The organism is Companilactobacillus baiquanensis, assembly GCF_003946605.1.
GTDB lineage: Bacteria > Bacillota > Bacilli > Lactobacillales > Lactobacillaceae > Companilactobacillus > Companilactobacillus baiquanensis.
In genome coordinates, this window is record NZ_RHOQ01000002.1 from 99,075 (window position 1) to 125,364 (window position 26,290).

At 34.3% G+C, this 26,290-nt stretch carries 30 protein-coding genes; 14 read left to right on the forward strand and 16 right to left on the reverse strand.

Annotated elements, in window-relative coordinates:
- Positions 1 to 79: 79 nt before the first annotated feature.
- Genes EKM77_RS04180 through EKM77_RS04190 form a run of 3 tightly spaced genes read left to right on the forward strand, consistent with a single transcriptional unit; the run spans position 80 to position 1,991 of the window.
- Positions 80 to 751, forward strand: a complete 672-nt coding sequence (locus tag EKM77_RS04180) for a metal ABC transporter ATP-binding protein (RefSeq protein WP_125592801.1) — start codon at positions 80 to 82, stop codon at positions 749 to 751.
- Position 752: 1 nt separating this feature from the next.
- On the forward strand, positions 753 to 1,550 hold the full coding sequence (locus EKM77_RS04185; RefSeq protein WP_125592802.1) for a metal ABC transporter permease: 798 nt from the start codon (positions 753 to 755) through the stop codon (positions 1,548 to 1,550).
- A gap of 18 nt (positions 1,551 to 1,568) precedes the next feature.
- Entirely contained in the window at positions 1,569 to 1,991 is a 423-nt protein-coding gene (locus EKM77_RS04190) for a GtrA family protein (protein ID WP_125592803.1), read from the forward strand.
- Between the two features lie 45 nt (positions 1,992 to 2,036).
- Here EKM77_RS04190 and scrK read toward each other — a convergent pair whose 3' ends face one another.
- From scrK to EKM77_RS04205, 3 genes are read right to left on the reverse strand one after another with little or no spacing between them, the layout of a single operon-like run.
- Entirely contained in the window at positions 2,037 to 2,915 is an 879-nt protein-coding gene (gene scrK / locus EKM77_RS04195) for a fructokinase ScrK (protein ID WP_125592804.1), read from the reverse strand.
- 21 nt (positions 2,916 to 2,936) lie between these two features.
- The gene (locus EKM77_RS04200) at positions 2,937 to 4,544 is read right to left on the reverse strand and encodes a putative polysaccharide biosynthesis protein (protein WP_125592805.1); all 1,608 of its coding nucleotides are present in this window, start codon (positions 4,542 to 4,544) and stop codon (positions 2,937 to 2,939) included.
- Between the two features lie 30 nt (positions 4,545 to 4,574).
- Positions 4,575 to 4,943, reverse strand: coding sequence for a DUF1304 domain-containing protein (locus tag EKM77_RS04205; protein ID WP_125592806.1), 369 nt, complete (start codon positions 4,941 to 4,943; stop codon positions 4,575 to 4,577).
- 178 nt (positions 4,944 to 5,121) lie between these two features.
- On the opposite strand from EKM77_RS04205, the gene EKM77_RS04210 reads away from it, so the two are divergent.
- The gene (locus tag EKM77_RS04210) at positions 5,122 to 5,676 is read left to right on the forward strand and encodes a TetR/AcrR family transcriptional regulator (RefSeq protein WP_225425185.1); all 555 of its coding nucleotides are present in this window, start codon (positions 5,122 to 5,124) and stop codon (positions 5,674 to 5,676) included.
- 314 nt (positions 5,677 to 5,990) lie between these two features.
- On the opposite strand, the gene EKM77_RS04215 is transcribed toward EKM77_RS04210, so the two are convergent.
- The 6 genes from EKM77_RS04215 to EKM77_RS04240 all read right to left on the reverse strand — a co-directional run bounded on the left by EKM77_RS04215 (position 5,991) and on the right by EKM77_RS04240 (position 8,273).
- A complete protein-coding gene (locus EKM77_RS04215; RefSeq protein WP_125592808.1) occupies positions 5,991 to 6,287 on the reverse strand; it encodes a nucleoside triphosphate pyrophosphohydrolase in 297 nt (98 codons plus the stop codon).
- A 68-nt stretch (positions 6,288 to 6,355) separates the two neighbouring features.
- The gene (locus tag EKM77_RS04220; RefSeq protein WP_125592809.1) at positions 6,356 to 6,559 is read right to left on the reverse strand and encodes a helix-turn-helix domain-containing protein; all 204 of its coding nucleotides are present in this window, start codon (positions 6,557 to 6,559) and stop codon (positions 6,356 to 6,358) included.
- Positions 6,556 to 7,038: a DUF2975 domain-containing protein gene (locus EKM77_RS04225; RefSeq protein ID WP_125592810.1), complete on the reverse strand. Its 483-nt coding sequence runs from the start codon at positions 7,036 to 7,038 to the stop codon at positions 6,556 to 6,558. Before EKM77_RS04225 ends, EKM77_RS04220 begins: the two co-directional genes overlap by 4 nt.
- Positions 7,039 to 7,047: 9 nt before the next feature.
- Positions 7,048 to 7,524, reverse strand: a complete 477-nt coding sequence (locus tag EKM77_RS04230; RefSeq protein WP_125592811.1) for a DUF2975 domain-containing protein — start codon at positions 7,522 to 7,524, stop codon at positions 7,048 to 7,050.
- A gap of 98 nt (positions 7,525 to 7,622) precedes the next feature.
- Positions 7,623 to 7,937 (reverse strand): DMT family transporter, encoded by a 315-nt coding sequence (locus EKM77_RS04235; protein WP_125592812.1) that lies wholly within the window; start codon positions 7,935 to 7,937, stop codon positions 7,623 to 7,625.
- Positions 7,938 to 8,273 carry a DMT family transporter gene (locus tag EKM77_RS04240; RefSeq protein WP_125592813.1) on the reverse strand — a complete coding sequence of 112 codons (336 nt, stop codon included), beginning with the start codon at positions 8,271 to 8,273 and terminating at the stop codon, positions 7,938 to 7,940.
- A gap of 212 nt (positions 8,274 to 8,485) precedes the next feature.
- On the opposite strand from EKM77_RS04240, the gene guaB reads away from it, so the two are divergent.
- Positions 8,486 to 9,964 carry an IMP dehydrogenase gene (guaB, locus tag EKM77_RS04245; RefSeq protein ID WP_125592814.1) on the forward strand — a complete coding sequence of 493 codons (1,479 nt, stop codon included), beginning with the start codon at positions 8,486 to 8,488 and terminating at the stop codon, positions 9,962 to 9,964.
- A gap of 53 nt (positions 9,965 to 10,017) precedes the next feature.
- Here the strand turns inward: guaB and EKM77_RS04250 are convergent, their stop codons facing one another.
- Positions 10,018 to 10,521: a GtrA family protein gene (locus EKM77_RS04250; RefSeq protein ID WP_125592815.1), complete on the reverse strand. Its 504-nt coding sequence runs from the start codon at positions 10,519 to 10,521 to the stop codon at positions 10,018 to 10,020.
- A gap of 90 nt (positions 10,522 to 10,611) precedes the next feature.
- Positions 10,612 to 11,040 carry a MarR family winged helix-turn-helix transcriptional regulator gene (locus EKM77_RS04255; protein ID WP_164507711.1) on the reverse strand — a complete coding sequence of 143 codons (429 nt, stop codon included), beginning with the start codon at positions 11,038 to 11,040 and terminating at the stop codon, positions 10,612 to 10,614.
- A 229-nt stretch (positions 11,041 to 11,269) separates the two neighbouring features.
- Here EKM77_RS04255 and EKM77_RS04260 point away from each other — a divergent pair, with 229 nt between their 5' ends.
- Positions 11,270 to 11,818 carry a GNAT family N-acetyltransferase gene (locus EKM77_RS04260; RefSeq protein WP_164507712.1) on the forward strand — a complete coding sequence of 183 codons (549 nt, stop codon included), beginning with the start codon at positions 11,270 to 11,272 and terminating at the stop codon, positions 11,816 to 11,818.
- 114 nt (positions 11,819 to 11,932) lie between these two features.
- On the opposite strand, the gene EKM77_RS04265 is transcribed toward EKM77_RS04260, so the two are convergent.
- From EKM77_RS04265 to EKM77_RS04280, 4 genes are all read right to left on the reverse strand, one after another.
- The gene (locus tag EKM77_RS04265; protein ID WP_125592818.1) at positions 11,933 to 12,598 is read right to left on the reverse strand and encodes a YoaK family protein; all 666 of its coding nucleotides are present in this window, start codon (positions 12,596 to 12,598) and stop codon (positions 11,933 to 11,935) included.
- 4 nt (positions 12,599 to 12,602) lie between these two features.
- Positions 12,603 to 13,541 carry an AEC family transporter gene (locus tag EKM77_RS04270; protein WP_125592819.1) on the reverse strand — a complete coding sequence of 313 codons (939 nt, stop codon included), beginning with the start codon at positions 13,539 to 13,541 and terminating at the stop codon, positions 12,603 to 12,605.
- A gap of 223 nt (positions 13,542 to 13,764) precedes the next feature.
- Positions 13,765 to 15,141, reverse strand: a complete 1,377-nt coding sequence (locus EKM77_RS04275) for an amino acid permease (protein WP_125592820.1) — start codon at positions 15,139 to 15,141, stop codon at positions 13,765 to 13,767.
- 253 nt (positions 15,142 to 15,394) lie between these two features.
- A complete protein-coding gene (locus EKM77_RS04280) occupies positions 15,395 to 16,177 on the reverse strand; it encodes a WxL domain-containing protein (protein ID WP_125592821.1) in 783 nt (260 codons plus the stop codon).
- A 497-nt stretch (positions 16,178 to 16,674) separates the two neighbouring features.
- On the opposite strand from EKM77_RS04280, the gene EKM77_RS04285 reads away from it, so the two are divergent.
- Positions 16,675 to 17,814: a trans-sulfuration enzyme family protein gene (locus EKM77_RS04285; protein WP_125592822.1), complete on the forward strand. Its 1,140-nt coding sequence runs from the start codon at positions 16,675 to 16,677 to the stop codon at positions 17,812 to 17,814.
- A 28-nt stretch (positions 17,815 to 17,842) separates the two neighbouring features.
- A complete protein-coding gene (locus EKM77_RS04290) occupies positions 17,843 to 18,502 on the forward strand; it encodes a B3/B4 domain-containing protein (protein ID WP_125592823.1) in 660 nt (219 codons plus the stop codon).
- A 51-nt stretch (positions 18,503 to 18,553) separates the two neighbouring features.
- Here the strand turns inward: EKM77_RS04290 and EKM77_RS04295 are convergent, their stop codons facing one another.
- Positions 18,554 to 19,885: an APC family permease gene (locus EKM77_RS04295; protein WP_125592824.1), complete on the reverse strand. Its 1,332-nt coding sequence runs from the start codon at positions 19,883 to 19,885 to the stop codon at positions 18,554 to 18,556.
- A 585-nt stretch (positions 19,886 to 20,470) separates the two neighbouring features.
- Between EKM77_RS04295 and EKM77_RS04300 the strand changes: the two genes are divergently transcribed.
- The 6 genes from EKM77_RS04300 (at position 20,471) to grdA (ending at position 26,251) form a co-directional block, all read left to right on the forward strand.
- Positions 20,471 to 21,826 (forward strand): APC family permease, encoded by a 1,356-nt coding sequence (locus tag EKM77_RS04300; protein ID WP_125592825.1) that lies wholly within the window; start codon positions 20,471 to 20,473, stop codon positions 21,824 to 21,826.
- A 475-nt stretch (positions 21,827 to 22,301) separates the two neighbouring features.
- Entirely contained in the window at positions 22,302 to 22,688 is a 387-nt protein-coding gene (locus tag EKM77_RS04305; protein WP_125592826.1) for a GrdX family protein, read from the forward strand.
- A gap of 40 nt (positions 22,689 to 22,728) precedes the next feature.
- Positions 22,729 to 23,973: a thioredoxin-disulfide reductase gene (trxB, locus tag EKM77_RS04310; RefSeq protein WP_125592827.1), complete on the forward strand. Its 1,245-nt coding sequence runs from the start codon at positions 22,729 to 22,731 to the stop codon at positions 23,971 to 23,973.
- Positions 23,974 to 24,075: 102 nt separating this feature from the next.
- Positions 24,076 to 24,408 (forward strand): thioredoxin family protein, encoded by a 333-nt coding sequence (locus EKM77_RS04315; RefSeq protein WP_125592828.1) that lies wholly within the window; start codon positions 24,076 to 24,078, stop codon positions 24,406 to 24,408.
- Between the two features lie 49 nt (positions 24,409 to 24,457).
- The gene (locus EKM77_RS04320; RefSeq protein WP_125592829.1) at positions 24,458 to 25,747 is read left to right on the forward strand and encodes a glycine/sarcosine/betaine reductase component B subunit; all 1,290 of its coding nucleotides are present in this window, start codon (positions 24,458 to 24,460) and stop codon (positions 25,745 to 25,747) included.
- A 54-nt stretch (positions 25,748 to 25,801) separates the two neighbouring features.
- Entirely contained in the window at positions 25,802 to 26,251 is a 450-nt protein-coding gene (grdA, locus tag EKM77_RS04325) for a glycine/sarcosine/betaine reductase complex selenoprotein A (protein WP_083480723.1), read from the forward strand.
- The last annotated feature ends 39 nt before the right edge of the window (positions 26,252 to 26,290 follow it).

Below are 26,290 nucleotides of genomic sequence, written 5' to 3' on the forward strand. Positions count from 1 at the left end.
GGGCATAGTATGTCCTCAATGTTAGAGGTCTGAACTTTGTTCAGACCTCTATTACTTTTTTATGGAAAGGGAAAATTCAGTGATTGAAGCAAAAAATCTAGAGAAACGATTTGGTAAGCAATTAGTTTTTAAAGACGTTAATTTTAAAATAAATGACGGTGAATTTATTAGTTTGATCGGACATAATGGATCTGGTAAAACAACACTAGTTAAAATCATGATGGGACTTGAGAAAAAAAGTGATGGCGAGATATTGATCGATAAGAAACAGACTATTGGTTATGTACCGCAGTTTCGTAATATTGATTTAGATTATCCATTAGATATTGAACAATTCGTTCGCTTAAATTTAAAGTGGAAGTTTAGCGCAAGTAAACGTCATGAGGATAACGAATTAGTAAATGAAATTCTTGAAAAAACTCATTTGACAGAATTGAAGAATCGACCTTTAGGTTTAGCCTCTGGTGGTGAAAAGCAAAAGGCTTATTTAGCCCAATCACTTTTGAATGATCCAAAGATTTTGATCCTTGATGAATCCACTGCCAGTTTGGACGTAGAAGTAAAAATGCAATTGATGGATCTGGTTCAGGAATTAAATAAAAAATTTAAATTAACAGTTATTTTTATTACACATGACTATGAATTATCAAAGAAATATACTAAAAGAGCATTGTTCTTTGCAAATAAGACGATCAAACCAATTAGTATTGATGATGTATCAGAAGACATGTTTGAGTTAGGTGGTAGATAAAATGTTTGGTTATGAATTTATGAGGGAAGCCTTTATTGCCAGTACCTTTATCGCTATAACAGCCGGAATAGTTGGGGTTTTTGTAGTCTCAAGAAATATGTCATTTTTATCGCATACACTATCAGAAATCGGATTTGCCGGAGCATCATTTGGCGTTTTGATCGGGATCTCGCCTTTAGCGGGGATGATTTTATTTACGATGGTCAGTTCTATTGCGGTTGGTAGTTTAAGTAGTGAATCGTCAAGGCGTGAAGCTTCTATAAGTACGATCTCGTCACTATTTATTGGTTTGGGAATCTTATTTTTATCGTTATCATCACAATCTAGCAGTTATGCAACGAATATCTTGTTTGGTAGTATTGTTGGTATCAGTACTAAAGAAGTTCAACAGTTGATGATTTTGGCGGTTGTTGTTATTTTGATTATTTTAGTATTTTATAAATCGTTAACGTTTGATTCTTTTGATCACATCGGCGCACGTGCTGCTGGTCTTAAAACGAGATTATTGTCAGTAATATTTTTGATCACTCTAGCACTTAGTGTCAGTATTGGTTCGCAAATTGTAGGTTCAATGTTAGTTTTCGTCTTATTAACTCTTCCTGGCGCAACGGCGAGATATTTGGTACACTCAGTTCCAAAGTTAATTATGGTATCAGTCGGTTTATCTCTAGCAGGCGTTTGGTTAGGATTATACTTAGCCTTTGTTACTAATTGGCCTGTGACGTTCTTTATTTCGTCGTTTGAAGTGATTGTTTACTTCTTAGGACTAAGTTATAAGAACTGGAAATTAAACCACTAGGAGAACTGGAAGTTAATTATGGAAGAATTATGGAATAAATATAAAGATACGATCCCCTATTTATTTTTTGGAGTTCTAACAACGATTGTAAATATCGTTGGTTTTTGGTTCTTCAATTATGTAGCCGGACTAAATTATCAAATTGCTAATATTATTGCCTATTTTTTGTCAGTTGTATTTGCATATGTAACTAATAAGTTGTGGGTTTTTGATTCACATACCGATACAACCAAGGCCTTTTTATTGGAAATGGGTTCATTCTTCTTATTCCGTGGCGGATCATGGGTAATCGACCAAGGAACAATGACGATCGGTGTTTCACTTCTACATATGAACGATTTAATTGTTAAATTCATCGCTAATGTAGTCGTGGTAATTTTGAATTATATTTTTAGTAAGTTTATTATCTTTAGAAAAAAAGAAAAATTAGATGGAAAATAAATGTAATTAAATAAAACCAGTAATCCAAGCGGATTACTGGTTTTATTATTCTACAGTTTTCATTTCACGAATTGCTAAGGCAAAATCTCCTAAAGTTGCCGATCCGTTATTTTTTACGAGTGGCATAGTAATATATTTATCTAATTCAGGTACTTCAACGTAATTATTCAATAGTTCTTGAAATTGACTACGAACTTTAACTAAGAAGGCCTCACTAACAACGCCGCCACCGAAGACAATCTTGTCAGGTCTAAGGATCAGCGTTACTTGAATTGCTGCTTGGGCAACATAATATGCCATGATATCCCATGTGTTATCAGTCATTGGCACGTCTTTACCAGGTTTTCCTAGTCTGGCATCAAAAGTTGGACCAGCGACTAATCCCTCTAGACAGTCACCGTGAAAAGGACAAATGCCTTTAAAATCTAAATCATCAGGATGTCTTTTTAGTAAAGTGTGTCCCATTTCAGGATGTCCCATGCCGCCAACAAATTTTCCATCAAAAATTGCTCCTGCGCCGACTCCTGTACCGATCGTGTAATAGACTAAAGAATTGATTTTTTCATTTGTCAAAGTGGACATAACGTATTCTCCATAAGCTGATCCATTGACGTCAGTTGTCCAAAACATTGGAATATTCAATTCTTTCTTTAGCGTACCGATAAAGTCAGTGTCCTGCCAATTAGGTTTAGGGGTTGATGTAATATAACCGTATTTTGGTGAATTTTTACGTAATTCGATGGGTCCAAATGATGCAATTCCTAAGGCTTCGATATCGAATTGTTTAAAATAATCAATCGACTTTTGTAGAGTTTCTTTTGGTGTAGTGGTTGGGAAATGGATACTATCTTTAATACGATAATCTTCATCACCAACGGCACAAACGAATTTTGTACCTCCGGCTTCGATACTTCCAACTAGCATAGAATGCCCTCCATAAGTTTACTAATAGATTTCTGTTCCACGTATTTCTTTAATAACTTTAAGTGATCCGTCTTTATAAGCTAAGAAGCCATAGACGATAATTCCAATTACGGCACAGATCGACAAAATTATCGTAGCACCAATTTTAGTATTGCTATTAATAACTTTTGTTAGTAAGAAATCCGCACCATAAACGATCACTAACATTACAGCAGAATCAAAAACGATTTTAAGTAGTTTTATACCGAGTGTTTTATCAACAATATTATATTGCTTATTAATTATTCTAAAGGCGAAGTGCCCCATGATCATAAAGGCGACAGTTGTAGCAACTACAGGTCCAAATGCTCCTATGTAGATAGTTAATGGGTACTGTAGGACAACTTTGATCAAATAAGCTAAAGCTAAATAAATCATTGAAGTTTTAGTACGGCCATCTACTTGTAAAACATTTTCCAAAATCATAAAGACACAATAGAATAAGGCTTCAGCACATGATACGATCAGGATTCTTGTACCTAGGACACTAGTACCGTAAAAGACGGTCCAAAGCTGACTGCCAATACCGATCATACCAAAGGCTGCAGGTAGCGTGATAAAAATAGTAAATTGTACGATGTTGCGCAACAGTTTTTGAATATCTTTTTGTTTAGCTTTACGACTGATCAGTGCTGATAAAGCAGGGATGATCGTAGCTGAAACTGAGATTGCTAAAGATACTAAAACCATGATCAGCTTGTTAGCTTGGAAACCAAACATAGCATATAAATTATCGATCGTTCGCTGACTAGCGTGGATCACATTTTGATAGATCCAGACAAAAGTCGTCTGATCAAATAATTGTAAAACAGTCATGATGGTATCAACTAAAAGAAACGGCAGGGCTGATTTTATCATTGAGCCAAAGTTAACTTGAGTCAATCTACTATCAGGAACTTCAGCAGATGTCTTAATATCCTTTTCGGGAATTGATTTACGAACACGATGTCTCATCCAGATCAAGAAAGCATATGCCAGTGTTGCACCAATAAACGAGGCAAAAGTTGATTGGTTAACAGCACTCATATAGCTGCCCTTTTGTAAAATCATGATCGTATATGTGGCATAGAGCATGTAAGCAACACGGGCGATTTGCTCAATAACTTGTGAAAAGGCTGAGAATGAAATAAAGGCATAGCCTTGAATATATCCACGCATAATACCTAAGGCTGGGATAATAAGAATTGCTATACTCAAATATTTGATAGGCGTTATAACACGCATATCGCCAGCCGCAAAGATGATCGCAACATATTTAGCGCCAAAGAACATAAATCCGGCCAAAACGATACCGACTAAAGTCATATACAGAGTATATTTTTTTAGTAGTTTTTCACTTTGATCATAACGGCCTAAAGCATTATGAGCTGCGACTTCTTTAGAAATAGCTGATGGTATCCCAGCTGTCGCAATAATCAGGAACAAATTATAAATATTGTAAACTTTCCCATATAAGGCGTTAGCAGCGCCCAGGGCAATCGGCCCGATCCAAATATTCCAAGGAATAATGTAGACAACGGCCAGAATCCTTGAGAAAATACCGCTGATTGAAATCCAAAGTGAACTTTTAAGTAGTGAATCTTTTTTCATTGAAAGTACCCATTTCTATAATCAAAATTTCTAGTAAAAAAGTGCAACTAAAATTAAAGCAACTAGTGCAGGTAATCCTTGTAAGAATAAAATTTTCTTAGTAGCAGTAAAAGCACCATAGACAGCAACGATAATAATATAAATCATTAATAGAATTAAAATCGTTTTTAAAACGGCACCAGTAAAGAAAAGGATCATAGCTAGGATCAATATTCCAAACATACCATTGTAAATACCTTGATTTGACAAGGCAATTTGAGCGCTTTTTTGTTTAACGAAGTCTTCTGACATGTCGAAGGCCTCCGCTTGTGTTTTAGGTGAAGCAAATATTTCTAATATAGCGATGCCGATATGTTCAACGGCGACTAGTGCCACTATAAAAAGTGTCAATATTTCCATATTGAATATCTCCTTTAAATATAGTTAATATCTTAAACTGTTTTATTAATTGATACAATAATTCCTTGATTTTTCAATGTATACCAATTTGTCAAAAAATGTTTTTTAACAAATAAAATTATGATATTCTTATCTTTGAGAAGGTTTCCTATAAATAAACTCTGCAGGGGATAATATCATGAATACGACAAAAGCGTCTTTAGCTAATGCATTAATGAATATCCTTAAAACCAAGCCATTCAATAAAATCACGGTAAGAAATGTCGTTGATGAATGTGGATTGACCAGACAAACTTTTTACAATCATTTTGGTGATATGTATGAACTGGTCGAATGGACATGTCTGCAGGCTATCAAGGAATCACTCCAAGATAACTGTGATTATGATCACTGGCAAAAAGGTCTTTATAAATTGATGCTAGCTATTAAAAAGAATTCATTACTAGTAAACAATATGCAACGATCTGATAACCGAGATATATTGGTTAGATATATCTATAAAATAATTAATAACTATGTGACAACAGTTGTCGAAAAACAATCCTACGGGCTAAATATTAGCTCTGAAGACAAAGGTTTAGTTGCGCATTTTTACAGTTTAGCTTTCATTGCCATTATCGTTGAATGGATAAAGAACGATATGAGAGCTGATCCGAAAGAAGTATCAGAAAAAATCGGGACTTTATTAAAAGGTAATTTCCGAAATGATTTGGAAAAATACGATAGGTCTTAATTAATTTATTATTTTTTACAAATACGGTAATTTGTAAATTGTATAAATTTTAAGATAGATTTATTGTATATATGTAGGGCAGGGCAATGGAAATTATGTGTCTTTTGACAAGCAAGATATGTAATTTCTCATTGGGTAACACCGGCTCTTAGATCACTTTTTCTTTTCTGATTAAAGGTATGTTTAGCAGTCACATCACTCGTATCTAATATCTTACACACCATAAATTTATAATTTCATAATTCTATCGCAATGCGGTGGGCTGCTAATACCTTGCACCAAATAGGACCTAAGACGTTATCTTAGGTCCTTTTTTATATACTCATGGCAATTTTATTTTCAAATTTACCATGTTGAATAATTTTAGATTGTCTAATACTATCCATTTCTTCATATGTAATAGATGCATCAGTTAAAATAGCACGCAAAACCTCTTCGAGATCTCCTAATTCCTCGACAAGATTAGCACGAGAACTTGATTCTTTTACTTCATTTGCCTCTTCGACTAATTTTTCGCGGAGTAATGTGCGGTAATCATCATTTGACAAAATATCAAACGATACATTTTCATTGGCAATATCTGGAATCTTATCTCGAACCAATTTTTTCATAAAAAATTCCCCCTCAATTGGTGTGTGTAATGAATAGTACCATTAAGTTAGGAATTCTACAAAATTGGTTAGTCCACTCGATACTCTAAAATATCACCTGGCTGACAATTTAAAGCTTCACAAATTTTGATGAGTGTAGAGAAACGAATAGCTTTTGCTTTACCATTCTTGAGGATCGATAAATTTGCTATAGTTAATCCGACTTGGTCAGATAATTCTGTTAAGGACATTTTTCTCTTTGCTAAAAGAACATCTAAATTGACTACGATCATATTGTTAACTCGTTTTCTATTTGAAATTTGGTGATTTTACTGCAAATTCTTTTAAGCAGTTGGGCAAATACACCAATGGTTATGCCTAGACCAATTAAAAAAATATTTACAAAAAACATCCCCAAGGTACTACTACGTCCATCATCTGATAAAGCAAGGATACTTGGTATCATCAGCATATAAATAGCAGCAATCGAATATCCTAATAGTTTGATCATATTTAGAGAAAAGATGTTGGAATTTGTAAAAATTTGATTGGTATCTATTGAACGTAATATTCTCCAAGTGAAGAAAATAATAGTATAAGAACCTATGGCAGAAGCATATAATCCAATTCCAAAGATAATTGTTAAGATAGTATTTGCTTTAAATAAAGCCATAAATAAAAGGACATTGGGAAAGAAAAATATACAGATCAAAGTTAGAAAAAACAGCATAATACAAAGAGAAAATCTCAAAAAAATCGTTAATTTTTTCATAATTGCCTCCTAAATTGTCAAATCATTTTCGGATTTTATTTTTATTGCTTGATTTAACAGTTTTTGTAACATACTAGCAAATAAAGCAATGACTAAAGCAGTACCAGCCAATATTATTCCGATCACAACAACTCCAGGGGCATCGTCTTTATCAGCAAACATGTAGAAAAATGGTGATTCAAGAATATAAATCAGACAAGCGAGGTAAGCCGCAATTTTTATCTTTTTAAGGTTATTGACGGAGAATTTTGAAAAAGCTTTGTTTTGATCGATCAAATGTAATAATTTCAAAGCCTGCCACAAAACTGTGAAGAATAATAACGCCGTCAAATACATTCCAGATCCAAGGATCCAATTATAAAACAAGTTATGCATCAACTTATTTGCTCCAATTAGATGATGAGGAATGACAATAATACAAATTGCTAGCATGATCAATGCCATAATATAAATTGCTATTCGTAAAAAAATAGTTTCCCGTTTCATATAGGCTCTCCTTTTTGAAAATATTATAGCATGTATTTATCGAATATCGATAATAAATTATTGATAATAAATAAAAAAGATAGAAAACTATTTGTTTTCTATCCGATGAATTTCAAACCTATCACAGAAATAATAATTAAGAAAATAAAGAAAAATCGCTTAAAACTTTTCGACTCATTGAAGAGCCACATGTTCATTAATGATCCTCCAGCAGCGCCTATCCCAGTCCAGATCGAATATCCAATTGACATGGGGATGGTTTGTAACGATAAATATAAAAAAGTGAAACTAAAAATAAACGATATTATCATGGCAACAAGAGCCAGTTTATTTTTATAATTTGAGTAATATCCTAGAGATGTAACTCCGGACATTTCGCCAAATCCAGCGAGTATTAAAAATATCCAGTCCATTTAATGTGCCTGTCTTTCTTCAATATCGGTGACAATTTTTAGGCCAATAACACCAACAGTTAATAGGATGAGAAAGAACAATTTAGTAAGATTAAAGGCCTCATGATAGACAAATACTCCTGCTAAAACGACGAATAAAGACCCTAATCCAACGTAAACAGCATAGGTAGTCCCAGCAGGGATGTTTTTACTAGCATCAATCATTAGATAAAAACTTAAAATAAGAATAAGTACGACGATAGTTGCTGAAATTAATGAATGCTGATGTTTCATCGCTGATACCCAAACTACTTCGAGTAAGGCGCCAATAAATATTTCAAACCAGCTTTTAGTCATTTTGATCACCTCAAAAAAGATATGGAACGTAAAACTAATCGCCATTATTTTAGCACAGCTAGGACGATAAAACCGATTATAGCGGTACTTTGTAAGTGCTTTTAGTTCCGCAGGACCAATCTGTATAATTGACTACTACGTTAAAATCGGCTATCATATCCTATAAATTTTACCCTTAGAGAGGGTAACAAAAAATTCTAGGAGGATTATCCATGTCGGCATGGGAAACAAAGTTTGATAAAAAAGGATTCACTTTTGATGATGTCTTATTAGTACCTGCAGAAAGTCACGTTTTACCTAACGAAGTAGATCTTTCAGTTCAATTAGCAAAAAATATTAAGTTAAATACACCTATCTTGAGTGCAAGTATGGATACGGTCACTGAAGCACCAATGGCAATTGCCATGGCTAGACAAGGTGGCCTAGGGGTTATTCATAAAAATATGAGCATTGAGCAACAGGCAGACGAAGTCTTAAAAGTTAAACGTTCAGAAAATGGCGTCATCATTGACCCAATCTATCTAACAGTGGATTCTCCAGTCAGTGCAGCCGAAGATTTGATGCATACATATCGAATCAGTGGTGTTCCAATTGTTTCTAACATGGAAGAGTTAAAATTGGTTGGTATTATTACTAACCGTGACTTACGTTTTATTAATGACTATTCAATTAAGATCGACGAAGTTATGACAAGAGAAAATCTTATAACAGCTCCCGTTGGAACTTCTTTGAAAGATGCCGAGAAGATTTTACAAAAATATAAGATCGAAAAACTTCCTTTAGTTGATGAAAAAGGTCGTTTGGGCGGATTAGTAACTATTAAAGATATTGAAAAAGTACAAGAATTTCCTAATGCTGCTAAAGATGAATATGGTCGTTTATTAGTTGCCGCTGCAGTTGGTGTAACGAGTGATACTTTTGAACGTGCCGCTGCGTTATTAAAGGCTGGAGCAGATGCAATTATTATTGATACAGCACATGGCCATTCTGCTGGAGTTCTAAGAAAAATCACTGAAATCAGAGAGAAATTCCCTGAAGCAACTTTAATTGCTGGTAACGTTGCTACTGCTGAAGGTACTAGAGCTTTGTATGACGCCGGTGTTGATGTAGTTAAAGTTGGTATTGGACCTGGTTCAATTTGTACAACAAGAATCGTTGCCGGTGTCGGTGTTCCTCAATTAACTGCCGTATATGATGCAGCAAGCGTTGCTCATGAATACGGTAAGACAATTATCGCCGATGGTGGAATAAAGTATTCAGGTGATATGGTTAAAGCACTAGCTGGTGGTGGTAACGCCGTTATGCTTGGTTCAATGTTAGCCGGTACTGATGAAGCACCTGGCGACTTTGAAATTTTCCAAGGACGTCGTTTCAAGACATATCGTGGTATGGGAAGTTTAGCCGCTATGTCGCATGGATCATCAGATCGTTATTTCCAAAGTGGAGTTAACGAAGCCAACAAACTTGTTCCTGAAGGTATTGAAGGACGAGTTGCAGCTAAAGGTGCCGTTGGCGACGTAATTTATCAAATGCTAGGCGGTCTTCGTTCTGGTATGGGTTATGTGGGAGCACATAATTTAACCGAACTACAAGATGCACAATTTGTTCAAATTTCAAATGCTGGATTACGCGAATCACATCCGCATGACGTTACAATCACTAAAGAAGCACCTAATTATTCAGTACGTTAGTCTATAAATCAAAAAGAGTGAGCAACCTTTTAAGGTGCTCACTCTTTTTATGCTTAATTTCTATTTTTAAAAATAAAGAATTTGGATAGAACATAATTTCCAATGATTGCTAGAAGCTGGCCAACGATCTTAGATCCAGTACCATCTGCACTTAGAAGAGATATCCCGATCCAAAGTGTGGCCGTTTCGATTAAGAAAGTTAAGATCCTAGTTCCATAAAAGGCCAGCATTTCTTTAAAAGCAGTATTTGATTTGTGATGGAAAACAATAACTCGATCGACCCAAAAACCAACTTGAACTCCTAAAAACCAAGCAACAATGTTAGCAAATTGATAATTAAGATGGATCGTGTGGTACAAGAGGAAGAACGTTCCAAAATTTACCACAACTGAAAGTAATCCCCAAAGTAAGTAGCGAACCGCTTCTTTACCAGTGCTATCTTTAGTGGATATTTCTTCTGAATTAAACACGGTACCAGCATCGTTAATACCTTCTGAAATATCGTCAATAACCTTTGTTAATGAGCTTTCTTTATCAACAGTTGTTTTTTTATTCATTTCAATTTCTCCCCAAGTTTAAAAGTGCAACTTAATAGTAACCCTTTTTGTCCAATTTAGAGAAATATTCTGAAAACCATTTTACAATTTCTATTCGCTGATTTCTTCATCCATTTTTCTTAGTAAATTAAGTAATAATTTTGTTTCGTCTTTTTCAAGCGGCTTTACGATTTGTCTTTCGACATCTTCAAAAAGATTTCCCAACTCTTTTATTATTTCTTCACCTTTATCTGTCAAAAAGATACGCTTATTTCTATCACTGCGACGATCTTTACGTCTTTTGACATAACCGTCGCGCTCTAAATTTTTGAGCATACTAGAAACACTAGCATCACGAATACTTAGAGCCTCAGCAATTTCACGCTGAATCATACCAGGATCTTTTTGAATTAATTCTAGGGTCCTGGCCTGTTGAACTGTTAAATCTAAATTTGTTGATTGCTCGTTGAATAATCTTTGCTCGTTAAAAAGGATCGAATGCAGCAAATAATTTATTTCCTGGGCACCTTTGTCCTCCATATAATCCTCCATATTATGAGTCTAATATTCTTAATTATATCACATGACACGCTAGGATATGCCGTTTAACTAAGGATTTACATACTTTGATTACTTATAGTTAGATATTTAATAATTAAACACTTGACAGTCACTAAAAAAGAGATTATAACTTAACTTATCGATATTTAAATGCTTAGGTATCTAAGTGTTAAAAAGTGGAGAAATAAATTGTAAAGAAGTGAGAACAATGTTGTTACGTCGTGCGGAAATGAAAGATTTACCACAAATTAAACAAATAATCTTGGATGGGAAGGCCCACCTGGCGGCCCAAAATATCAACCAATGGAGAGGACAATACCCGAATATGGATGTCTTAGTCCACGATATTAATAATGGGTACAACTATGTTCTCGTGGAAGACGATGAAGTTTTGGGAACTATTTCGGCTATTTCTGGTCCAGATATGAGCTATCAAACACTTGATGGTCAATGGATGACAGAAGAGGGAGAATACGTTGCTCTACATCGAGTTGCTGTATCAGCTAATCATCGTGGAGAGGGATTATCCACAAAATTATTCAATGCGGTATTAGATGAATTAAGTCTTAACCCAATGATCAAAGGCGTTAGAATTGATACACACCAAGAAAATTTTGGCATGCAACACGTTATAAAGAAAATGGGCTTTGCTGAAACAGGTTTAGTTAAAGTATTGAACAGTAGCAATGTTGAACAAGTTTATAATATCGGCTACGAGAAATTGAACTTGCCTGTTTCATTGCCAATGGCAAACTAAAAAGTATTTAAAAAGCAAATAATAACTTCGTAAACGTTTATAATTTAATCATAAAGTAATTACAGTAGTAATATAAAAAATCGCTGAAAAAGTCTTAAAAGACTAATTCAGCGATTATTTTTTATTATTTAAATGAATTACGATAAGTGCGATCAATAAAATCAACACTTCAAATAAAATAGCTTGGCGATCCAGTATTCTTACAGCTGCAGCACTGACAATAATACCAACAAAGAATGCCAAAATCAGTAATAAACTTCTTTGTGCTCGTCTGATCGATTTAGGCTTTTTGTTTACAATGCCATCTACAGTCAGCATACCGACCTTTTTGATATTACCTGACATCATCAAAGTATTTACCGGCATACCATGTAGTGAACTAAATTCAACAAATTGTGCCGAGATAGCAAAAGATATCATCAAAATCGTGATATTCAGAGGAACAATATCACCAATAATGGCAACTATTAAGAAGACTAACATTTCAAAAGTTAAGATCAATGACTGCCGATCGATCCTAGATTCATTTGGAAAATGAAATTGGAACCACTTAGTAATAGCGTCAGCCAGACAATAAGTAAGAATTGGAAGTAGGTAATTTAAAATAACGGAAAATTTACCGTCTATTATATTCACGCCTAATAAAATCAAATTACCAGTTTGCATACTAGCGAAAACATGTCCGTGTGTCAGATAAGAGTATGCATCTATTCCACCGGAAGTCATTGCCATTAATTGTGCAATAACCGTCCGTTCATAAATTGGGAATTTTTTTTCCATTAATTTATTTAATGATCATCATCAATATGGGAATTACTACTAAACTCATTAAGGTAGTTTCAGTTACCATAACGGCAGCGTAGTTTGAATCGGCGTGATAAAGTTTAGCAACAACTGGTGCATTAGTCATAACGGGCATGGCAGCTTGAATAATGAAAACTTGTTTCATCAAAGCTGGTCCAGGAATAAATAAGAATAAAGCACTCATTAATAATGGCGCACAGATAAAACGTCCAAATAATACACCGACATTTTCTTTGTGTAAGGTTAAATTGCTTAGTCCAGCACTAGCAATTGAGATACCAATGAAAATCATCGACATAGGAATAGTTAAATTACCCAAGTATTCAAAATCAGACATTAAAAAACTAGGAAGTTGAATATGGAAAATAACTAATAATAGACCGACTATGAATCCCAATAATGGTGGAGAAAATAATTTACCTAAAGTCTTCTTCCAACTAAAGGTACCTTTTTTTTCACCGTCGACTTGAATTAAGTAAGTACCTAAAGTCCAAAAGAAAGTTGTGTTAGCCATATAATAAACTAAAACATAAGGAAGACTTTTTGAGCCAAAAAGTGCCATATTTACAGGTAGACCAACGAAGACGGTATTAGAATTGAAAAACATTGAAGAAAATAATCCACGATGTTTGGGGTCTATTTTTAATATACGAATCATTAAGACAGAGACGCCTATTAAAATGGTCATAGAAAGGCAGGGTATGACTAAATTAGGCAATAAAGTAATTAATTTGTGAGCCGTAAAATCTTTAGTGATAGTAAAGATCATATATGCCGGTAAGGCAATTTGTGTAACTAATTTGGCAATTAATTTAGTTGTATCTTCAGTAAACCAACCTCTTAAAGCTAAAGCATATCCAACAGCAATGAGTCCGATAATAATGAAGATACCCTGAACACTTTGAAAAAATACTTCCATATAACAAATTCCCCTTAGTAAATATTGTGTATACCATAACATGTTACACTTTTAAACTGTTGACGAAACTATTTTTTGTACAGAAAATAAAAAAGCGTTTGTGACAAAACTATTATTCTTATTAAATATTCAGGATAATTATTTTTCAAAACATAAGCCCGGCAATCCGAAATCGGATTACCGGGCTAGGTTTTAATGTTTTTAAAAGCATAAACTCTGTTAATTAAGCTTTGTTCAATCTTTCTCTAATGAAGTAAATAATAGTCATGACGACAAGAAAGACTACCCCTACTAACAATGAAACGGTTGTTTCAGGATTCAAGAACATGAATACTAAAATAATTAATAGAGAAATAATGGCAAAGTAATTACTGAATGGATACCATGGCATCTTGAATGGATGTTCATCCATGTGTTGTTGATTTAATTTTCTAAACTTCAATTCACTGAATAAGATAACAAACCAAGGAACCATACCAGGTAAAACACTTGAACTATACACAATAACGAAGACGTTATTTGAAGTGTGGAATAGTGCTGGAAGTGAGAAATTCAATAAAAGACCAATTAAAATACCGGCTGAGATCGTGATAACTGGTAAGTATGGAACGTGATGTTTTGATAATTTTGTAAATGCTTTTGGTAAATTGTGTTCCATACCTAATGTATAGAGCATTCTACTAGAACTGAAGATACCAGAGTTACATCCTGATAAAGCAGCAGTAAGAACAACAAAGTTAATAATTTCAGCGGCAAAAGTAATACCGACTTTAGCAAATGTTTCAGTAAATGGAGAACCGATCGTACCAAGCTTATTCCATGGGTAGATCGAAACGATAACAAAAATTGCACCAATATAAAAGATCAAAATTCTACCAACGATAGTTCTGATAGCTTTAACGATATTTTTTTGTGGATCTTCAGCTTCACCAGCTGTGATACCAATAACTTCGATACCTTGATAAGAACCAACAACGATTGATAAAGCAAAAACAAATCCCTTAAAGCCACCTGTGAAGAAGCCTCCATTTGTCCAAAGGTTACTAATACCAACAGGTTGACCATGATTACCAACACCAAAAATAATAACTAAAAGACCCATAATGATCATAAAGATGATCGTAAGAACTTTTATTAAAGCAAACCAAAATTCCAATTCACCATAAGCTTTAACAGATGCTAAGTTAGCAGCACAAAGTGTAATGACAACTATTACTCCTGCGATCCATTGTGGCATATTTGGCCACCAAAATTGTAAATAAGTTCCAACAGCAATAACTTCACTAATACCAACGCAAAGATACTGAAAAACATTACTCCAAGCTGTCAAATAACCAACAACTGGATGAATATATTCGGCACCGAATTTTGCGAATGAACCTGTTGATGGGTCAACATAGATCATTTCACCTAAAGCACGCATAACCATGTATAAAATTACACCTGCAAAAGCATAAGCGAGTAACACTGAAGGTCCGGTCCATTTAATAGTGGAGGCAGATCCCATGAAGAGCCCAACCCCAATAGTTCCTCCAAGAGCAATCATCTGCATTTGGCGTGACGATAAACTTCGGTTTAACGTTTTGTTTTCTTTATCCATAAATATGGACCACCTTTCTATTTAATCCCTGTTCACAGTTGATAAACAACTGTAACTTCACTTTAGGGTCTTATCTTACTACAAACTTTCAAAAAAAGCTCGATTTTTTTAATAAAATTCTAATAAATTTTAAATTAACACGTTTATGATAATGAACAATTATGTGAAAGGGCTTTTATAATCCAAAATAAAAAACCTGAAATCAAATTTTAGATTTCAGGTTTTATCTACTGTAATAATTAAAAAACAAATTTTAAGGTGCAACGGTACTTTGAGGTTTTGGAGTAAGTGTCCAAGTTATAACAGCGTTATACTTTTGCTCCGAGGCCCTAGATGTCCCAGTTGATCCCTTTGGAAGATACAAACTAGCACCATCAGTAAACTGTGAAAATATTGCCGAAACAACGCCCGGAGTATATTGACCCGCGTTTAGATCAATTACATTGGTATCAGAAGTATTAGTGTCTGATATTACCGCTTTTTTGGAAAATATTGTAAAGCTATTATTAGAATCTATGTCATTACCCTGATCATCAACTAAAGCCTGCGGATTTAAAGTTAAGCTAAACCCTGAAATAGGTTTATCCTGACTATCAAATGGTTGGAGACTAGAAATACTTGCTCCTAAGGTAAATCCGGCTGAAGTAGCGCTTTGATCACCTGTTATCGAAACTCTAGAATCAGTAACCTGAAGTAGTCCAGAGTTATTACCGTCACTTTCGCCATCATTGGCTGTCGCAGCACCGGCAGTATTATTTGTGTTATCAGTAGTATTAGAAAGTAGTCCAACTTTTGCTCCATCAACCGCACGGAAACTAAAGTCGGGGACTGCATCTAAAGTTAAAATACCAGAAAGGACGGTAACTGAAACTGTTGAAGTCTTTGAATCGACAACCGTACCGTCAGCAGCTGTACTTGTTCCATCGGAGGCAACTGTTGCAGAAGTAGTGTCTGCTTTAACTATGTTTGTGGACAAAGTTAGGAGAGTAGAAGTTGCTATTAACAAGCTAAATAGAACTTTTTTTATTTTTTTCACAGTATACCTCCTCCCACAAAGATTCTATTTCAATAATATCAGACAACCAATTGTTTATTTCATCAGCTTTCGTAAAGGATTTTTATAATTTATGAATTATTATATTAATGTAATAAAGACCTGGAAGAAATAAAATGATCTAAAAAATTAATATTCCAAACATGAATAATACTGGTTAAACAGTAATTTTTATTAAAATAATTTAATGCTTGAAAAATATTAATTAATAAATTGAGTTGAAATTTTGCTTTTAAAAAAGGATTAATAAATTGACAAGCTGGAAAAGTTGTTATAATCTCATAAACATAAATTCATCGGGAGGTCTTCTTATGCTTTTAGATAATACTCAAAGTCTATGTTGTTGTGGCTCGCATCTTTTGCGAACCATCATTTTGAGTGTCTAAAATTTTTCGAGGACAATAATGATGTTTGTAAAAGGTGCGGATTCTTTTGAATCTGCACCTTTTTTATTTTAAAAAAATAGGAGAGTGGAAGAAATGAAATTTAATACAAAACTTATTCATGGCGGAATCAGTGAAGATCAAGAAACAGGAGCAGTTTCAATTCCAGTTTATAGAACATCAACTTTTCATCAGCACAAACTTGGCGATAATCCAACTTGGGAATATGGAAGAACAGGCAACCCAACCAGACATGCTTTAGAACAATTGATCGCTGATATTGAAAATGGTAAATATGGATTTGCCTTTGCATCTGGTTCAGCAGCAATTCATGCTGTGTTCTCATTATTTTCAAGTGGTGATCATATTATTGTAGGTAATGATGTTTATGGTGGAACCTTCAGATTGATCAACAAGGTACTAAAACGATTTGGACTAGAATTTACAGTCGTTGATACACAGAATTTAAAAGAAGTTGAAGCAGCTATAAAATCTAATACTAAAGCAATTTATTTAGAGTCACCAACTAATCCACTTTTAAAGATCTCTGATATAGCAGCAATTTCAGAAATTGCACATCAACATGATTTGAAAACGATCGTTGACAATACTTTTGCGACACCATATAATCAAAATCCATTAACACTAGGTGCTGATATTGTCTTACACAGTGCTACTAAATATTTAGGTGGACATAGTGATGTTGTTGCAGGATTAGTAGCAACAGCTGATGCGAAGATTGCCGAAGAGTTAGCATTTTTACAAAATTCGATCGGTAGTGTCTTGGGACCAGATGATAGCTGGCTACTTATGCGTGGGATCAAGACTCTTGGCGTTAGAATGAGAGTTCACCAAGAGAATGCCCAGATTATTTTTGATTATCTAAAAGACAACGAAAAAGTAGGACAAATCTACTATCCTGGTAATCCAGATGGTAAAGATTACGAAGTCGCTAAAAAACAAATGAGTGGTTTTGGAGCCATCATCTCTTTTGAATTAAAGGAAGGATTGGATCCTAAGAAATTTGTTGAAAGCTTAAAGTTAATTGATTTAGCAGAAAGTCTGGGTGGAATCGAAAGTTTAATTGAAGTTCCAGCCATTATGACTCATAGTGCTATTCCCCGTGATATTCGTCTAAAGAACGGTATTACTGATGAATTGATCAGATTTTCAGTCGGAGTTGAGGATTCAGAAGACCTCTTAGAAGATTTAAAAAATGCCTTTAGTGAAATATAATATAAGTAAAATTGTTGAGGCAGATTAAATGAATTTTAAAATTGATCCAGTATTGGTTAATAAAACAGCTTTAGGCATAACAGAAATTGATTTTAAAAATCAAACATATGATAAAAAAATGTGGGATGAACTATTGAATCCGCTTAATGAAAAAATAAGTCACGATGATACTTTAGAGACAATTAGAAATAATCCTACTATTATATCTACTAAAAAGGTATATAAAGATTTGGGAAAAGATCCCTCAAGATTTCGACCATCATCTGATAGTTTGTGGCGAAGAGTTGTAAAGGGAAAAGGATTGTATCAAATTAATGCTTTGGTTGATTTGAATAATTATTTATCGTTGATTCATAAAATACCATTTGGTAGTTATGATTTAGAAAATATTTCAGGTGATATTACCTTTACAGTAGGCAAAACAGGCCAGGCATATCATGGTATCGGTAAAAAGAACATTAATCTGGAAAATATGTTGCTTTTAAGTGATGATAACGGTCCATTTGGAGGACCAACGTCTGATTCAACTCGAGCCATGATCAGCGATGACACAAAAAAAGCAGTAATCGTAGCTTATATGTTTAATTTAGATGAATCAATTATGACAAATATTCAAGACTCGGTAGCTAAATATGTTAATGAATATTTGCAAGATGCTGATATTAGAGATCAAAAAATTATTCAATAATAAATAGGGTGCGACGAAGTCGCACCCTATTTTTAACGTTTAAATTTTTTATTATTCTTTAGCTGAATTATTATGTTTTCTTACAAAATAATATACAGGTAAACCTAAAATAGTGATAAACAAACCAAGTAGTGCAAGGGATGTTTGTGTGAAGATTGTTGAAACAACGATGAAGATACCACCTAAAATAGCAATAATTGGAGTGAATGGATATAGAAGAGCCTTATAAGGACGTTTCATATCGGGCTCACGTTTTCTCAAGATTATTGTAGCGGCAAATGTCATCGTGTAGAAAATCCAGATAACGAATACCAACATATCTGTCAAAGTATTGAAGTCGCCAAGAAATACCATGATAAAGGCAATACCAAGTTGCAATAGTGCAGCAGCCGTTGGAATACCAAATTTAGATACGTGTGATAATGTCTTGCTGAAAGGTAAGGATTTATCTTTAGCAAGAGTATACGGAATTCTTAATCCCGTCATTGTATAACCATTAATGGCACCATAAACTGAAATTAAGATACCAATTGTAACTAATCTTCCACCGAAATCACCAAAAATAACTTTAGCAGCATCAGCGGCAGTATTATCATTACCAACGATACTTTGAATAGGTAGAGCTTTTAAGAATGCATAATTAATAAATAAGTAAATTACAGTAATACCAAGTAATCCAAAAATAATTGCTCGAGGCAAATCTTTCTTAGGATTCTTTAACTCACCGGCAATGTTACCAACTTGGATCCAGCCATCATAAGCAAACATCGTAGCAAGAAGACCGTGACCAAGACCGGTTATAAAATTAATATTTTGTCCTGATTTAATTGGGAACAATGGGACAGGACCCCCGTGCTTTGAAACTAAACCAAAAATAATTATAAGTGCAATAGGAATAAGTTTAAATACAGTCGTAAAGGTTTGGAAACCACCACCATATTTTGATCCGCATAGATTGATCAAGGTAATCGAAAGTGCCACTACTAATGCCATCGGTATTAACCATTTCATGCTTATATCAAGTAAGTAAATAAGTTGGGTACTGAATATAATTGATAAAGCAGAGATATTAGCAGGGAAATAAATTATCATTTCTGCCCATCCCAGTAAGAAAGAGGGCGTTTTTCCATAAGTATGATTAATATACTCAACCATACCACCGGTTTTTGGAATGGCAGCGGAGAGTTCAGCTGTTGTTAATCCCGCAGCGATAGTGATAAGTCCACCTAGTAACCAACTAAATAACGTCAAACTTGACGAACCAGTTACTTGAGTAACCACAGGTGTCTTAAAGAATACCCCCCCACCAATCGCAGTTCCAATTACTGTTGAAAGAGCCGCCCAAAAGCCAATATTTCTTTTGAGCTGTCCATCTTCATTCATTATACTTTCCTCCTTATATTGAGAATGATTTCACAATCATTCTACCAAAAAATAAATTTTTTAAAAGGCAAAACAGATATATTTATAAAAAATAGCTCACTCTTCATTGAGGTTTTAGGTGAACAACTTTGATTTTTTTGATTATCCATTCAAAATTCTAGATTTAGCCGTTGCTTTTTTTGCACCAATAATAAACAAGTGTTTATAAAATGTGAACATAAGATTTGTTGATAATTTACTTGTCAAATCAATTTGAAAGTATTAAATTAGCAAGAATCTGCGGCACATTAACGATGTGTTCATTTTGGATGATCATTTATCCCAATGATGTCGAGTGTGTGTAAACAAAACGTTCTGGTTGATTAAATGCAGGTAAAATTGATTTTTAAAGAAATAATACTCAATACAATTAATTTAATAAAATTAGTTTATATTTCAAACTATAATTAGTGAATATAATCACTAATAACTTTCAAAATAAAATATTTTGTATGTTAAAAAAATCACGAAGTTTACCTGAAATTATAAAAATAGTGCTATGATAATAACAATTACAAAAATTTGAAAGCTTGGGAGTAGGGTATTATGCGACGAAAATCAATTGATGATTTAATTAATGTTTCAAAAGACAAGCCCAAAACATTAGGGCTTTTTGATCTAACGATCATGGGAATTGGCGCAATTATTGGTACTGGAATTTTGGTTCTAACTGGAATTGTAGCTGCTACGGACGCTGGTCCGGGTGTAATATTTTCATTCTTAATTGCTGCACTAGCAAGTGCACTAATCGGTTTATGCTATTCGGAACTAACAACGGCTATACCAAGTTCTGGTAGTGCTTACGTTTATTCTTGGATAACGATGGGTGAACAGATTGCCTTTTTCTCTGGTTGGACTTTGCTGGGTGTATATATAACTACAACCGCAACTGTTGCCACTGGATGGACAGGTTATGTCGCTTCATTTCTAAGAGAAGTAGGAGTCAACTTGCCTAAAAGTTTGATAGAATCACCATTCAATGGAGGACTAGTTAATTTACCGGCTATTATAGTTGTATTGCTGATAACACTGTTATTAACAAGAGGGATGAGTGAAAGTAAAGTTGTTAACGATGTTTTAGTCTTAGTAAAAATTGGAATCATACTTTTATTTGTAATTGTAGGTTCTTTTCACGTTAAGACTACAAATTGGCAACCATTTTTACCATATGGAGTAAAAGGGGTATTCACTGGAGCTTCAACGGTATTCTTTTCCTTCTTAGGATTTGATGCCTTGGCAACATCTGCAGAAGACTGTAAAAAGGTCCAAAGAAACTTACCTATTGCTATTATCGCATCATTAGCAATTTCAACATTGTTATATATTATTGTCAGCTTAGTCATGACTGGAGACGTCAAGTATAACTTATTAAATGTCCCAGAAGCAATGTCATTTGTCTTGATAACACTTAAACATCCATATGTTGCTGAAATTGTTTCACTTGGAGCGATTCTAGGAATTTTAGCGGTAATCTTAGCATTTATCTATGCATCTTCAAATATTGCCATGGCAATGAGTCGAGGTGGATTCTTACCTCCAGTATTTAGTAAATTAAATGCTAAAACACAAACACCTAACAAAGCTCTATGGTTAATTGGAATTATCACTGCTGTTTGTTCAGGATTATTGGATATTAAAAAATTAGCCACATTCGCTAATGTCGGATCATTATGTATTTTCTTCTTGATCTCTGTATCAGTTATTCTTTTAAGAAAACAACATCCAGATTTAAAACGTCCATTTAGAGTACCATTTGGAACCGTTTTGCCAGTTCTATCAGCAGCAGTATGTATCTTATTGTTATTTAATTTACCAGGTACAGCATGGCTTAGCTATATTGGTTGGTTAGCAATCGGTGTTATTTTGTACTTTGCCTATTCAAAATCTCATGTTATATATTAAAATCAGTGTTCAGTTAGAGTGAATAAAAAATACTTTTTTGTTCACATTTGTTAAACATTTCACTAAATTTCAAAATGTATAATTTATTTTTGAAAAAAGGAAAGATAATTTTTTGACATGTGAAAATGAATTGAAAGCATAATCTGTCTCTGATCATCAGAATGATATCGAGAGTCAAATGTCCTATATAGTTGACCGATTATAACTTTTAAATACATTTTCTTGAAAAATAAAAATATGTTGTATTGATATAAATGGCTGTAAATCAAGTTTCAGCCATTTTTTTAATGCCGAAATTTTAAATTGATATTAAACTCAAAAAAATCAGTTATCTAATTAAGAAAATGGATTTTAATGATCTCAATCAAAAATAAATTTATTATTTTTTCGCGAAAACGCTTGCAAATCACAAACTATTACGCTATATTTCATGTGTAAGATAAAAGTGAAAAACTTAACAAAGGGGGCTTAAAGAATGGCGAATTTTTATATTTTAACGAATAATCCGCTGGTTGAAGGAAAATATCCTGAAATTACGAATTTTGAGGAAAATTCATCTGTTGAAGATATCTTTAACCATAGTAGAGATTCCATTCATTTAGGGGCCAACTTAATCAATCATCCACTTGCTGGAAGTATTAAACCTAATCAAAGCCCTTATAAAAGTTTAGTTTTGAGCGATCGTAGAGGCGACCTTGATATGTTCTCATTAACGTTGATCGAAGGAGCTAATCAAGTATTAAAAAAGCTTCCTCCTAGAAGGCGCGAGTATGACGAAGGTGTCCTAGAGGATTTCCAAGTAATAGATTTGGACCTATTGGATTCCGCCATTGAAAGTTTACCTTATGAATATCACGAATAAATAGATTTATAAATTATCGTATGTATGGGAGGAGAGTTTTATGTCAGAAGTATATGATCTTTTAATTGTTGGTGCTGGACCTGGTGGATTGGCAGCAGGTATATATGGTAGCCGTGCAAAATTAAAATCCGCTATTTTAGATAAGAATGCTGAACCTGGTGGACAAGCTTCAACAACTGATGAAATGGAAAATTATCCTGGATTTTATAAGGGCACTACTGGTCCTGGTATTATGAAGGAATTTGCTGATCATGCTAAAGCATTTGGCACAGAATTTCTAAGAGGAACAGTTGATGAAGTTGATTTCTCAGGACCTATTAAGAAAGTCCATACACAACAAGGCGATACTTATGAATCTAAAGTTGTTATTTTATCACCAGGTGCTACTCCTAGAAAAATCAATGTTAAAGGTGAAGCTGAACTAAGAGGTAAAGGTGTAAGTTATTGTGCAACTTGTGACGCTGACTTCTTTGTTGATTTGGACGTTGTAGTTGTTGGTAATGGTGATGCAGCGATCGAAGAAGCAATGTACTTAACTAAATTCGCTGAAACAGTAACGATCATCGTTATTCATGAAGAAGGTAATCTTGACTGTAATAAAGCCAGTGCCGAGAAAGCTATGAAGAATCCAAAACTTAAATGGGTATGGAATTCAACAGTTGAAGAAATCGCTGGTGACGAATTAGTCGAGAAAGTTGTTTTAAAGAATATCAATACAGGTGAATTATCAGACCTTGAAACTAACGGAGTTTTCGTATTTATCGGAACAGAGCCACATACAGACTTCCTTAAAGGAAAAGTTGAATTAGATGATCGTGGTTATCTAGTTGCTAATGACATGATGGAAACTAACGTACCTGGTGTTTACGCCGTAGGTGATGCTAGAGCTAAATATCTACGTCAAGTTGTTACAGCCGCTGCTGATGGTGCAATTGCTGCATCTGCTGCTGAAAAATATCTTTCAGAATTAGAAACACTTCAAAATGATGTTTTAGATGTAAGTAAAGAAAAACCTGTAATTCTTGCATTCTGGGCACCACAAGTAGAAGAAAGTATCGATTCAATTGCTATTGTGGATAAAGTTGTTGAAGAAAAAGATGGTGCTGTTGGTTTGGTAAAACTTGATACATATAGAGCTAAAAAAACAGCTACACAATATAAAGTTTCAGAGATTCCTACTATTGTATTGTTCAAAGATGGAAAAGATGTTGGCCGCATTGAAGGAGCAAAGAATATCACCCCTGATGCTGTTGAAAATATCTTAAAGGAATCAGTAGAGGTTTAAAAAGAATTGAATAAAAAGTTTAGAGCGATCTAAATTTTTTATCTTTGAAATTTAGTCCTGCATTAAATTTCAAAGATAAAAAATGAAGGGAGGAAAAAGGTTATGATGGAACATCTTACAAAAGAAAATTTTGAAGAAACAATTAGTAATTCAAAAGGTTTAGTTATGGTGGATTTCTTTAGTCCAAAATGCGTACCATGTATGGCACTTATGCCTGATGTTGAAAAACTATCAGATGAAAAATCTGACGTAGCTACATTCTATGCATTTGATACTACAGGAAATATGAGAATGGCCATGAAACAAAAAGTAATGGGCATCCCAGCATATCTATTCTATAAAGATGGCGAAAAAGTTGCTACTCTTGGGAAAGAAATCCTTGAAGAAAAAGGAATGGCAGCTGTAACAGACAAACTGGATGAATTAACAGTTTAGTTTCATCATTATTGAATTACTGCAAATAGGCAAGGAATGGAGGGATATTATGCGATTAGAAATTGGCAATATCCTAATTAAAGATATTGCCTTCGGCTCAAAAACCGAAGTTAAAGATGGCACACTATTCGTTGATAAGGACGAATTAATCGAAGCTGCAACAGGCGGAGATGAAAGAATCAAATCTCTTGATGTGTATTTAGCAAAACCAGGTGACAAGACTCGTATCATTCCAGTTAAAGATGTCATCGAACCACGTTGTAAAGTTGATGGCAAAGGTAACATCTTCCCAGGTGTTATCGGTGATGTTGACCAAGTTGGTTCGGGACGCACACATGTACTTAAAGGTGCAGCTGTTGTAACAACTGGTAAGATCGTAGGTTTCCAAGAAGGAATCATTGATATGAGTGGTGAAGGTGCTAAATATACACCATTCTCAAAACTAAATAATATTGTAATCAAAATGGAACCAATTGACAGTATCAAACAGCATGAACACGAAGAAGTTATTCGTCTAGCTGGTTTCAGAGCTGCCAACTATATTGGTGAAGCAGGAAGAAATGTTGAACCTGATGAAGAAAAGGTTTATGAAACAAAACCACTTCTAGAACAAGTTAAACAATATCCTGATCTACCAAAAGTTGTATATGTATATGCACTACAAACACAAGGACTTATGCATAATACATTCTTCTATGGCGCAGATGCTAAGAAGATCGTTCCAACATTTATGTATCCAACAGAAGTATTCGATGGGGCTATTACAAGTGGTAACTGTGTTTCAGCTTGTGACAAGAATCCATCATATGTACATCTGAACAGTCCAGTTATTGATGATCTATATGCAAGACATGGTAAAGATATTAACTTTATCGGATGTGTTATTACCAATGAGAACGTAACATTACAAGACAAGAAACGTTCATCAAATATGACAGCTAAATTAGTTGAATTGCTTGGCGCAGATGCAGCAATCATCTCAGAAGAAGGCTTTGGTAACCCTGATGCCGACTTAGTTATGAACTGTAATAACCTTGAAAATAAAGGTATTAAGACAGTTCTTGTAACTGATGAGTATGCTGGACAAGATGGTGCCAGTCAATCATTAGCTGATTCAACTCCAAAAGGTGATGCTGTTGTAACTGCAGGTAACGCTAACGAAGTTATCGACCTTCCAGTTATGGATACAGTTATCGGTCATCCAGAAGTTGCCAACATTATTGCTGGTGCTTGGGATGGAAGCCTTCGTGATGACGGATCGATCGAAGCTGAATTACAAGTAATCACTGGTTCAACAAATGAATTAGGATTCTTTAACCTTTCAGCTAAGACTATTTAGTATAACGAAATTATAGTAAACATTAAATTTAATAAAATTGAAGGAGAGCACATTATGGGTATTCTTGAAAACAAGAAAATCGCTATTTTAGGCGATCGTGATGGAATTCCTGGTATGGCTATCGAGGCTTGTGTAAAAACAGCAGGCGCTGAAGTTGTATTTTCAACAACTGAATGCTTTGTTTGAACGAGCGCGGGAGCAATGGACCTGGAAAATCAACAAAGAATTAAAGATCTTACAGACAAATACGGAAAAGACGATCTAGTAGTTGTACTAGGTGGTGGAGAAGCAGAAGCTTGTGGCTTGGCTGCTGAAACCGTATCAACTGGTGATCCAACATTCGCTGGTCCATTAGCAGGAGTCCAGTTAGGACTTAAAGCATATCATATGTTTGAACTAAAAGATGAAGTAGATCCAGCAGTATATGACGAACAAGTATCAATGATGGAAATGGTCTTGGATAAAGACGCTATTAATAAAGAAGTACAAGAATATCGTGGATAGTTTTCACTACTTCCCAAACCTTTTGTAAAGGAGGAAATA